The following is a 12,255-nucleotide window of genomic DNA, read 5'->3' on the forward strand; positions in this document are numbered from 1 at the left end:
GGCAAGCGCTTGCAGATGTGTCTTCAGCCGTGATCAAACTCATCCTTTGACAACAGCAAGATCAAAATTCTTACAGCCAGTGCTTAGGATAAGTCCTCTCTTCTGCAAGATTATTGAAAAGCACAGCACAGAGTACCAAAATAATAGAACCTTGTAGTGCCGGTGTTACCAGAAATTCCCAAGGAGCATTTGTCATCATTACGACTAATGCAATTGCTCCTGCAGGCGGGTGTAGCGTCCCAGTCATCTGCATCACCGCAATAGTTGTTGATACTGCCATTCCCATTGTCCAAGGTGACGAACCGAAAAGATGTAGAATCGTTAAACTGATGAAGGCGGCTAGGAGATTACCACCAATTACATTACGGGGTTGAGCCAAAGGACTGTCTGGTACACCAAAGATCAATACACTGGTCGCACCAAATGGAGCCATAAGCAGCGGAGTATTGGTTTTCATAGACAGGTAAGCCGTTGCTGCTATTGCTAGGAAACTGCCAAACCAACTCCAAAAAACGTGTCTGTGGTGAGGTTTATTTATAGGGCACGTTAGAGGACATGAATTCCACGTTCCACTTATCTTGAACCTGTAATTATCCCATTTCAGTTGCAAGTTTTTATAACTCCACCTCCCACTTATTTTGAACCAGTAATTTTTCCATCTGAGTAGAAATTTTTTATAACTTAATAGCCTTAGATAATAAGTGTAATTATTTTGCTTTTTGAGCGAATGTCCTTTCATAAATTCCCCAATAGTAAATAAGCATTAATCTTAAAAAAATATTCTTCTAAGTCTCTTTAAAACATAAGAATAAATAAAGCCAATCTATTTCTGGTTTGTTAGCAAAATAAGTGAATTAAATTTGTTGTTCATAGACTAAAAAGAGTAATGCAAGCTCCACGAGATTTATGTCTGATAGACAAAACATCTACTGCATTTCTCAACATTTTAATAACAAGATTTACAGAGACACATAGACACATTGATGCCTAGCTAACCAACTTGATAAAGTCAATGTCATGATTTCTTGACATTGTATCATTAAAATATTTTTAAATTATTTAAATAAAGCGTAATTTTTGTATAAAAACTTAGCACTATTATAAAATTTGCTTATCAATTTTTTCTATTAGTCCCAGAAGTTGGAGTGGTTATAAGACATGACCACAGCAAATGAAGTGGGACAGAAGAAATTTATAGAGTGTATATGTGAGCCGGGGTATCTTCTGAATATGCTCCCCAGCGAGCCATAATGCTAGCTAGTTAGCGCTTTGTTGTGATAAACCAGTTTTTTGTAGCCGGTTTCATCGACCGAGACAGTGTGGCTCACGGGCACAATCTGCTCAAGCTCATTCGTGATAATTCTAGAGAGCGAATCGGTTATCAAGCTTCAGGGGAGAGAGCAGTTCTCATTCATCAACAGAGATGCTGCAAGCCGAGTCCAAAATAGTGTTTAAGATTACAGCCCTTGCTTAGTTCTGAAAGTGTTGTTGTTTTCGTTTTGCGCCTTCCAACTAGCGCGACCCCTAAGAGAATGTCGTGCCGGTCTTGCATCGCTAATTGGGTAATTAGTGGCGAGGGCATTTTGTAGACCACCTTGCCATCGGGTTGGGTAATAGTTAGCCCACACCCGTTCACCAGTAGGGAATAGTCATATCTGTGAGGTGCATCCCCTGGAAATAGGGCTAGATATAGGTTTCCTGAACTTTACCCGTCCACTAACCTTGGCTGTTTTAACCGCGTTAGCTCCCTAGGATCATCTAGACGCTCAGACAAGACCAACATTTCCAGGGCTTGAGCAGCTCTCCTTCAAAAAGAAAGTTGCTAAGAAAAAACCGGCTCAGTAATTTCACTGACACAACGCCTTAGCACTGACAGCCTTCCGTACAATCACCCACACGAATTCATCTCAGCAGTCGTTGAAATTGATCCAGAATGCTCACTGTGAGCGGTTTGCTTAAATTTCACCCATTAAGATTTGTGTTTAGCGGCTTCAATCAAACACTTGATGTAAACAAACGCTTGATGTAAAAAACGCATCAGTGAAATGCATCGACTTCATATCTCGAAATATTTTGTAACTCAGTATACTAATTTTCCGGTTTCCAGCCTTTAACTTATCTACAACGCACTTTTGACAACCGCCTGACGGCTGATCATTCGCAATAAAGGAGCCTGAGCGTTATTCACCCAAAGCCATACCCCTCAAGGAATATAACCTTGCAACCAATTAGCAAAAATCTGAATGATAAACAAATGCTGCGATCTGTAACGAAATATACAAATAAAGTTTTCCTATCCCAGATATAAGCCAAAGAAAAAAGCTTTTAAACACCAGATCAACAGCGACTTCTCTGAAAAATTACTTCCCTGTAAACACAAAATCGAGAGCGAAAGAACCCATGACAGTAGCAGAGACACCAACAGCAAGCCTCAACAAATTTGAAAAATTTAAAGCCGAAAAAGATGGGCTAGCAGTCAAAGCTGAACTCGATCATTTTGCCGAGATTGGCTGGGAAGCAATGGATGCAACCGACCGAGAACACCGGCTCAAATGGTTAGGGATCTTCTTCCGCCCCGTCACTCCCGGCAAATTCATGATGCGGATGCGGATTCCCAGTGGCATCCTCAATGCTGTTCAAATGCGCGTCCTGGCGGAGACCATCCAGCGCTATGGCGGGGAAGGCTACGCAGACATCACAACCCGACAAAACCTGCAACTGCGTGGCATCAGAATTGAAGATGTCCCCGATATATTCAATAAACTCAGATCAGCCGGCCTCACCAGCATCCAATCCGGCATGGACAACGTTCGCAACATCACCGGCTCACCCGTTGCCGATCTCGACGCACACGAATTAATCGACACCCGCGATCTTGTCCAAAAAGTTCAAGACATGATCACCAACTGCGGCGAAGGCAACCCAGAATTCAGCAACCTCCCGCGCAAATTCAACATCGCCATCGAAGGCGGACGCGATAACTCCGTCCACGCTGAAATCAACGATGTTGCCTTTGTCCCCGCCTATAAAAATGGTCAACTCGGCTTTAACATCGTCGTCGGTGGCTTCTTCTCCGCCAAGCGCTGCGAAGCTGCAATTCCCCTCAACGCCTGGGTTCCCGCCAACGACGACGTGGTTGATTTGTGCCGCGCCATCTTAATTGTCTTTCGGGATCAAGGGCCGCGATCCAACCGGCAGAAATCACGCCTGATGTGGCTGATCGATGAAATGGGCCTCGAAAACTTCCGTGCAGCCGTGGAAAAGCAATTCGGGCGAGAACTGCCAACGGCTGCCCTCAAAGATGAAATGGACTGGGAAAAACGCGATCATCTCGGCATTTTTCCTCAAAAGCAACCAGGCTTAAACTTTGCTGGTATGCACGTTCCTGTCGGGCGTTTGTTTGCCGCAGAAATGTTTGACATTGCCCGCATTGCCGAAGTCTACGGTAATGGCGAAATTCGCCTCACCGTCGAACAAAATATCCTCATTCCCAATATTCCCGACTCTCGCTTAGAAGCTTTTTTAAGCGAACCCATCCTGCAAAAATTCTCCATCAATCCCGCACCTCTGACACGGGCGCTGATTTCATGCACCGGCGCACAATTCTGCAACTTTGCGCTGATTGAAACCAAAAACCGCGCGATGGCAATGATTGCGGAACTGGAACAAGAAGTGTCCTTGAGCCGGCCTGTGCGGATTCACTGGACCGGCTGCCCCAACTCTTGCGGCCAACCGCAAGTTGCAGATATCGGACTCATGGGCACCAAAGCTCGCAAAAACGGCAAAGCCGTCGAAGGTGTCGATATCTACATGGGCGGCAAAGTGGGCAAAGACGCCCATCTCGGCACCTGCGTTACCAAAGGTGTTCCCTGCGAAGACCTCAAGCCGATGTTGCGGCATCTACTCATCGAAAACTTCGGCGGACAGCTTAAAGGAGAAATCCTCGAAGCACCGGCAACACTGGCACAACCAAGCGACACTGCCCAAACAAACGGCGCAAAAGCCCCTAACGCCCAGCCGGCAGTCCTCGTCTTAGCGAAATCTGGCAAAGAACTCGCCTGTGACAGTTCCGAATTGATTTTAGATGTCGCAGAACGCGAAGGCATCGAACTTCCCAGCAGTTGCCGGTCGGGAAGTTGCGGCACCTGCAAGCAAACACTTTTAGAAGGAGAAGTGAAATATGACGCAAATCCCGAAGCCCTTGAAGACAGTGAGCGCAGTCAAGGCGTGATTTTAGCCTGTAGCGCTCACCCAGTTGGACGAGTCGTCATTGATGCTTAACTGCCGGCTCGCTTGACAAAACCCCTCCGCCATGGACGACAGGTAGCTTTGTTATTAAGTGATTCTGTGCCGGCTATGGTGTTGAGCCTGATAAAGGCTGTGCGAAAACAAACGGTGCTTGCTGAAAGACCACAACCAAAGAATTAACTAAAGACCCGGTAAATCAAGATGTCGAAACTTTCCAGACGTAAATTCATATTCACCGCCGGCGCAGCAACAGCCGGCACCCTGCTCGTTCATGGATGCAGCACCGGCCCTACAAACACCAGCAAAACAAACGCCGCTTCTACCCCCACACCGGCAGCCAACGTTAACCCGGCTGACGCCCCGGAAGTTACCACCGCAAAACTCGGTTTCATCGCCCTTACGGATGCCGCACCCATAATCGTTGCCCAAGAAAAAGGCTTATTTGCCAAATACGGCATGACGGGCGTGGAAGTTGTCAAACAAGCATCTTGGCCCGTCACCCGCGACAACTTAGAACTCGGTTCAGGCGGCGGCGGCATTGATGGGGCGCACATCCTCAGCCCCATGCCTTACCTCATGAGCTTAGGGCAAACCAAAAATAAACAGCCGCTGCCCATGTATCTGCTGGCACGGTTAAATACTAACGGTCAAGCCATTTCAATTGCCAATAGTTACAAAGATTTCAAAGTTGGCTTAGAAAGTAAAGGATTAAAAGATGCCCTTGCCCAAGCCAAATCTAGTGGAAAAGGTGATCTGAAAGCAGCCATTACCTATCCTGGTGGCACCCACGATCTTTGGATGCGCTATTGGTTATCTGCCGGCGAAGTTATTCCAGATCAAGATATTTCCGTCGTCCCCATCCCACCGCCTCAAATGGTGGCAAACATGAAAACCGGCAACATGGAAGCCTTCTGTGTGGGAGAACCGTGGAACGCGCAACTCGTGAACCAAGGAGCCGGTTATACCGCCTTAATCACCGGCGAACTTTGGAAAGATCACCCAGAAAAAGCCTTTGCCATGCGCGCAGATTGGGTGGATAAAAATCCCAAAGCCGCCAAAGCATTATTGATGGGAATTCTGGAAGCCCAGCAATGGTGTGAAAAGGCAGAAAACAAAGAAGAAATGTGCCAGATTGTCTCCCAAGCCAAATGGTTCAAAGTGCCGGCTAAAGATATCATCGAACGTTCCAAAGGCAATGTGGATTACGGCGACGGTCGCCCAGCCGTTCAAGCTAGCCCATTATTAATGAAATATTGGGCAGATAACGCTTCCTATCCCTACAAGAGTCATGACCTTTGGTTCCTCACAGAAAACATTCGCTGGGGTTACATTCCTGCCGACACAAAAACCAAAGAACTTGTTGACAAAGTCAACCGTGAAGACTTGTGGAAAGAAGCCGCCAAAGCCCTTAGTGTGGCCCAAGCAGAAATTCCTAGCAGCACATCTCGTGGCGTTGAAACCTTCTTTGACGGTGTCAAATTCGATCCCGAAAAACCCGAAGAATACTTAAGCAGCCTCAAAATCAAAAAAGTCTAGTCAAAGCCGGAGAAAAGGGAACTTCCCTTTTCCTCAAATCTTAGCTCCCCATTCACCCAGCACAATCTAAAAAACGAAATGACCGCCAATATTAGCAGAAATGGACGCTTCCCCACTTCACAGAATCCCATTACTAAATATCTGGGAAAAAACTCTAAGAAAGTTCTTCGACCACTGGTTGCCCTCATCGTTATTCTGGTAATTTGGCAAATCGTTTGCCCTCCCGGCTCAAAAGGATTGCCAGGGCCGATGCAAGTGATTGCGGAAACTTGGAACCCGTATATTATCAACCCTTTATTTGACAACGGCGGCACCGACAAAGGCTTAGCTTTGCAAATCTTCGCTTCATTGCAGCGAGTTGCGATTGGCTTCTCCCTATCTGCCATCGTGGGAATTGCTTTAGGAATTTTAATCGGCGTTAATAAACTTCTCTACGAAGCCCTAGACCCGATTTTTCAAGTTCTGCGAACCATTCCGCCTTTAGCTTGGCTACCCATTTCTCTTGCCGCTTTTCAACAAAGCAATCCCTCCGCTATTTTCGTTATATTTATCACTGCAGTTTGGCCGATTATTATCAACACAACTGTCGGCGTTCAACAATTACCCCAAGACTATCGAAATGTTTCCAGAGTCTTGCAATTATCCGGCCCGGAATACTTCTTTAATATTCTATTCCCCGCCACAGTTCCCTACATCTTCACCGGCTTAAGAATCGGCATCGGCTTATCATGGCTGGCAATTATTGCAGCAGAAATGCTAGTCGGCGGTGTGGGTATCGGCTTCTTTATCTGGGACGCCTATAACAACACCTTACTCAGCCAAATTATCGTTGCCCTGGTTTACGTCGGAGTCGTCGGACTTCTCCTTGATCGGCTCATTGTCTACATCGCCTCAATCGTCGTGCCGGCAGAACAAAAACAAGGTTAATTGAATTGGGGATTGGGAATGGGTCAAGGCTTCGCCAACCTAAAGGTATGGGCATTTATCCTTCTCTAGTCCCTCTCCCCTAGCCCATAATCCCTAGCCTCTCGCCCATAATCCCTAGCTTCTCGCCCCTAGCCCCTAATCCCTCTTCACCCTTCCCAAATTTCCAAAAATATTATGTCTGTATTTGTAGAAGTCGATCACATTGATAAAGCCTTTCCGCTGCCCGATGGAAACAGCTATGTTGCCCTAAAAAATATTGAACTGAAAATAAAAAAGGGAGAATTTGTTTCCTTAATTGGCCACTCCGGCTGCGGAAAATCTACCTTGCTCAATATCGTTGCCGGCTTAGATCGGGCAAGCAAAGGCGGCGTCATCTTAGAAGGCCGAGAAGTCAAAGGGCCAGGGCCTGACCGCATGGTTGTCTTTCAGAATTACTCGCTGCTGCCTTGGCTGAGTGTGCGTGAAAACATCGCCCTAGCAGTCAATCGGGTATTCAAGAACAGCCCCAAAGGAGAACGACGGGGCATTATCGAAAAGCATATCGACCTCGTAGGACTGCGACACGCTGCCGATAAGCGACCCGGTGAACTATCGGGCGGGATGAAACAGCGCGTCGCCATCGCCCGCGCCTTGGCGATTCGTCCTAAGTTGCTGTTACTTGATGAACCCTTTGGTGCCTTGGACGCCTTGACGCGGGGGGGACTACAAGAACGGTTGATGGAAATTTGTGAGGAAAGCAAAGTCACCTGCATCATGGTCACACATGATGTGGATGAAGCGTTGCTGCTGTCTGACCGGATTGTGATGCTCACTAACGGCCCTGAATCTCACATTGGCCAGATTTTAGACGTTCCCATTCCTCGCCCCCGCCACCGCATGGAGGTTGTGAACCATCCGAATTACTACGCCATGCGGAATGAAATTATCTACTTCCTAAACCAGCAGAAACGCGACAAGCGCCGCAAAGCCAAACAACCGGCATCTGTGGCCATTGCCCGTCATGGCTTAGAAAAGGTTAATTTAGACATCGGTTTTATTCCCCTCACAGATTGTGCCCCCTTGGTGGTGGCCAAAGAAAAAGGCTTCTTTAAAAAGCATGGTTTAGAAGAAGTTAATCTCAGCCGCGAACCGAGTTGGAAAGCCATTAGCGAAGGGGTGGCGACGGGACGCTTAGATGCCGCCCAGATGGCCGCTGCGATGCCCTTATCGATGACGTTGGGGTTGGGCTTGGCAAGGTCGGTGCCGATGGTTACTGCCCTTGTTCTCTCGCGCAACGGCAACGCAATTACCCTCAGCAAACAGTTATCTCAACAAGGTATTCGCACCCTCGCTGATCTCAAAGCGCTTGTTAACCAATCAGTTGACAAAGTTCATACATTAGGCGTGGTGAATCCCGCCTCAATGCACAACCTGATGTTGCGCTACTGGCTGGCTGCCGGCGGCATTGATCCCGACCGAGACGTGAATATCACCGTTATTCCATCGGCACAAATGGTTGCTAACCTGAAAGCCGGCAACATTGACGGTTACTGTGTCGGTGAACCCTGGAACTCTCGCGCTGTCTATGAAGATTTGGGCTTTGTTATCGCCACGGATCTTGATATTTGGCCGGGACATCCAGAGAAAGTGTTGGGTATGCGCGAGGAGTGGGTCAATCAACACCCTCAAACTCATATCGCCCTCGTCAAAGCCTTGCTAGAAGCTTGCGAGTATTGCGAGGACCGGCGCAACCGGGAAGAAATTTTAGGGTGGCTATGTCAGCCCCAATATGTTGGTTCCGCACCCGAATACACCCGCCCCGGCTTCATCGATCCCTACAACTTAGGTGCCGGCCAAAAACCCCAATCCTACCCCCGCTTCAACCAATTCCATGTTGAACAAACCAACTGCCCCGGACGAGTCGAAGGGTTGTGGATTCTAACCCAGCTTGCGCGTTGGGGCATAACTCCGTTCCCCAAAAACTGGATCGAAATCTTAGAACGAGTGCGCCGGGTCGATCTATACGGTGAAGCCGCCCGTCAGTTGGGATGGCCCGATGCCGAACCGGATCGGCACTGCTTCCAACTGTTTGACAGTATGGTTTTCAACCCCGACGATCCCATCGGCTATCTCAACAAGTTGACGATCCGCCGCGAAATTCGCATCGAAGAAGTCATCATTGATACCCCAACAACCGAAGCCGCCTAAGTCAGTGCTGAGTGCTGATCGCTGAGTGCTGAGTTAAAACATCTGCCAATCTCCAATCCCCAATCCCCCATTCCCAATTCCCTGATTATGCAATCCCTATCTAGCTCCTCTTTAACTCAAACCTCACAACTGTCACCTGAAAGCTCTAACCGTGAGCCATTTTTGGTTATTGAGAACGTCTCTAAAATTTACCCAACGCCTAAAGGGCCGTATTCAGTTGTGGAGAATGTCAACCTCACCGTTCATGAGGGTGAGTTTGTCTGCCTGATCGGTCACTCTGGCTGTGGTAAATCAACGCTGCTAAATATGGTTGCCGGCTTCCTCAAGCCAAGTGAGGGAGAGGTGAAACTGCGGGGATCGCTGATCACCAAACCCGGCCCGGATCGGATGATGGTGTTTCAAAATTACTCGCTGCTGCCTTGGAAGACTGCGTTTGAGAATGTCGCCTTAGGCGTGAAATCGGCGTATCCTGACAAAAGCAAAGCTGAAAGAGCGGCTATTGTTGAGGAACACTTGGCGCTGGTTGGATTGACAGAATCGGCGAACAAGCGGCCCAGTCAACTGTCGGGGGGGATGAAGCAGCGGGTGGCGATCGCACGGGCGCTGGCCATTCGGCCCCAAGTTTTGATTCTGGATGAACCCTTTGGGGCGCTAGATGCGATCACCAAGGAAGAGTTGCAAGAAGAACTGCTGCAAATTTGGCGCGAGTTTGGGGTAACGATCTTGATGATCACCCACGATATTGATGAGGCGCTGTTTTTGGCAGACCGGCTCGTAATGATGACCAATGGCCCAGCGGCGAATATTGGCGAGGTGTTAGAAATTCCCTTTGCTCGTCCAAGAAACCGGGCCAGCATCATGGAAGACCCGCGCTACTACGATTTGCGTAACCACGCTTTAGATTTCCTCTTCAACAAGTTTGCCCACACCGAGGAAGAACCGGCAGCACAATCGCAGCCAGTTACCTCGAAACCAGCTTCAAAAGCTCTAGCACTTAAAGCTTCAGCCGCCTTGGGACTGACAACGGTTGCGGCTGTGGCTGGGTTAAGTTTAATGCGCTCGCTTTCCACCTCAAAAAGTGCTAATCAGATGCCGCCGGCGCAACCCGTTGCAACGTCTCCAACTCCAGTTGCTACTCCCACACAGTCGGTTGTGAGCGCAACACCAGAAGTGAAGAATCTAGCCATTACTGACGCGGCTGAACTGGCAAATTTGAAGCAAAAGCTGTACGACCAAATTGACCAAAATTGGCAACAGATTCCAACCTTTCAAGAAAATTTAGTTTACTCGGTCAAGGTTAAAAAAGATGGGGAGATTGTCAGCTACGAATCTGTCAATCAAGCTGCCAAGGACTATCTTCAAGAAACTCCTTTTCCAACTTTAGTTAAGTCTACAGAAAATAAAGCCGGTGGCACTCCCCAAGAACCGTTTGCTCAGTACAAAGTTGTGCTGAACCCGGCGGGAATGCTAGAAGTGAATTCTCAATAAACACTAAACTGATAGTTTTCGTAAGGAATTAAATTAGTCGGCTGAACAAGACTTTTAAAGAGGCGCTGATGAATTAACATCAAAATGTAAATTACTTGAATCGCAAAACCAATTAATTATGATTTTATAAATTAATAAATAAAGTCATAATTAATTGGATAAAAATTTCAAAAAGCCAAAACAATGAACATCGTTAAAGATAAGAAGGGAGTGTAATGTTAAAAGGATTATGGTCTTTTCAGGGACGCTATCGCATCTTGCACCTGACGTGGTTTGCATTCTTCCTCACATTTGTTTGTTGGTTTAACTTCGCTCCTTTTGCCACCGTTATTGGCAAAGAACTAAGTTTAAGCCCAGAGCAAATCAAGACAATCGCAATTTGCAATCTCGCCCTAACAATACCGGCACGGATCATCATTGGGATGCTCCTAGATCGCTTTGGGCCAAAGGTCACATTCTCCACCCTACTAATTTTTGCGCTTGTTCCCTGTTTAGCCACTGCACTGTCTCAAGATTTTAACCAGTTGGTGTTAAGCCGGCTACTAATGGGCATTGTGGGCGCGGGATTTGTGGTGGGCATCCGCATGGTGTCTGAATGGTTCCCCCCCAAAGAAATTGGCATTGCTGAGGGCATCTATGGCGGCTGGGGCAACTTTGGCGCATTTGGGGCCGAGTTTGCCCTCCCTTCAGTTGCATTAGCGGCGGGCTTTCTCGGCGCGGGATCGTCAAACTGGCGCTTGGCAATTGCCCTCACCGGCATCATTTCCGCCATCTACGGCGTAATTTATTACAAAACTGTCCAAGACACACCAGCCGGTGTAACTTACAGAAAACCCAAGCGTAACGGTGGGTTGGAAGTAACCAGCGCCAAAAGTTTCTACGCCATGATCGCCATGAACTTTGGGTTAATTTTCGCCCTCGGTTTACTGGCATGGCGTTTGGCGCAACCAGCTATCGCCTTCCTCAGCACAAGCCAAATGTACGTGATCTGGTTTTTGCTGGCGGGTTTGTATGCGTTCCAAACCTACAAATCCTGGCAGGTAAACCGCGAAACGGTTGCCGGCCAAAAAATCTATCCTCCAGCCGAACGCTATGAATTTCGTCAAGTTGCCCTGTTAGAGTTTTGCTATATCACAAGCTTTGGTTCTGAACTCGCTGCGGTTTCCATGCTGCCGGCTTTCTTCGAGAACACATTTGCCCTAGAACACGTTGTCGCCGGCATGATTGCAGCCAGCTACCCATTTCTAAACCTAGTGTCTCGTCCCAGTGGCGGCTTGATCTCCGATAAATTTGGCAGCCGCAAATGGACGATGACCGCCGTCACCGCCGGCATTGGGTTAAGCTATCTGCTGGCACGCGGTATCAACCAAAGCTGGCCGATCCCCCTGGCGATTGCGGTAACAATGTTATCTGCCTACTTCGCCCAAGCCGGCTGCGGTGCCACCTACGGCATTGTGCCCTTGATTAAAAAAGAAGCCACCGGCCAAATTTCTGGAAATGTTGGCGCATACGGAAACTTCGGTGGTGTGGTTTATCTGACGATTTTCAGCTTGACAGACGCCCCGACTCTGTTCACGACAATGGGTGTGTCTGCCCTGATCTGCGCCAGCCTGTGCGGCTTCTTCTTGAAAGAACCGAAAGGCTCGTTTGCAGCACACTATGAGGAAGGACAAGCCTCCCAACAGTCGGTAGAGGCAGCCGATTCAATGCCCTTTGTCATAGACAACCGCAACGAATAGTTAAAGGAAAAGCAATCGCATTTGCTGAACAATAAATCGAAAGATACACAGATTCATGTCGGCAAATGCGATCCCTGATACAGAAGTGAGACAGGTCAAGCGTGAAAGATAAACTATAAATTGCAAACAA

General features: G+C 47.9%; 7 protein-coding genes and 1 pseudogene. 7 read left to right on the forward strand and 1 reads right to left on the reverse strand.

The genetic code is table 11. The features are described 5' to 3' along the window. Window positions 1-70: 70 nt before the first annotated feature. A complete protein-coding gene (locus H6F56_RS27125) occupies window positions 71-739 on the reverse strand; it encodes an HPP family protein (RefSeq protein WP_190673134.1) in 669 nt (222 codons plus the stop codon). Between the two features lie 1,661 nt (window positions 740-2,400). Here H6F56_RS27125 and H6F56_RS22525 point away from each other — a divergent pair. The 7 genes and pseudogenes from H6F56_RS22525 to H6F56_RS22550 all read left to right on the forward strand — a co-directional run. Further along, a pseudogene (locus H6F56_RS22525) lies at window positions 2,401-3,933 on the forward strand (ferredoxin--nitrite reductase); the annotation flags it as partial. 27 nt (window positions 3,934-3,960) lie between these two features. Continuing rightward, entirely contained in the window at window positions 3,961-4,281 is a 321-nt protein-coding gene (locus H6F56_RS27235; RefSeq protein ID WP_323799485.1) for a 2Fe-2S iron-sulfur cluster-binding protein, read from the forward strand. A gap of 168 nt (window positions 4,282-4,449) precedes the next feature. Next, complete coding sequence (locus H6F56_RS22530; RefSeq protein ID WP_190673141.1) at window positions 4,450-5,784, forward strand: CmpA/NrtA family ABC transporter substrate-binding protein; 1,335 nt, start codon at window positions 4,450-4,452, stop codon at window positions 5,782-5,784. Between the two features lie 78 nt (window positions 5,785-5,862). Next, the gene (gene ntrB / locus H6F56_RS22535) at window positions 5,863-6,711 is read left to right on the forward strand and encodes a nitrate ABC transporter permease (protein WP_190673144.1); all 849 of its coding nucleotides are present in this window, start codon (window positions 5,863-5,865) and stop codon (window positions 6,709-6,711) included. A gap of 174 nt (window positions 6,712-6,885) precedes the next feature. Further along, complete coding sequence (locus tag H6F56_RS22540) at window positions 6,886-8,898, forward strand: nitrate ABC transporter ATP-binding protein (RefSeq protein ID WP_190673148.1); 2,013 nt, start codon at window positions 6,886-6,888, stop codon at window positions 8,896-8,898. Window positions 8,899-8,985: 87 nt separating this feature from the next. Next, complete coding sequence (locus H6F56_RS22545; protein WP_190673151.1) at window positions 8,986-10,386, forward strand: nitrate ABC transporter ATP-binding protein; 1,401 nt, start codon at window positions 8,986-8,988, stop codon at window positions 10,384-10,386. A gap of 215 nt (window positions 10,387-10,601) precedes the next feature. Next, the gene (locus H6F56_RS22550) at window positions 10,602-12,125 is read left to right on the forward strand and encodes a NarK family nitrate/nitrite MFS transporter (RefSeq protein ID WP_190673154.1); all 1,524 of its coding nucleotides are present in this window, start codon (window positions 10,602-10,604) and stop codon (window positions 12,123-12,125) included. Window positions 12,126-12,255 lie beyond the last annotated feature (130 nt).

It is taken from the genome of Microcoleus sp. FACHB-672 (genome assembly GCF_014695725.1).
In the GTDB taxonomy this organism is placed as follows: domain Bacteria; phylum Cyanobacteriota; class Cyanobacteriia; order Cyanobacteriales; family Oscillatoriaceae; genus FACHB-68.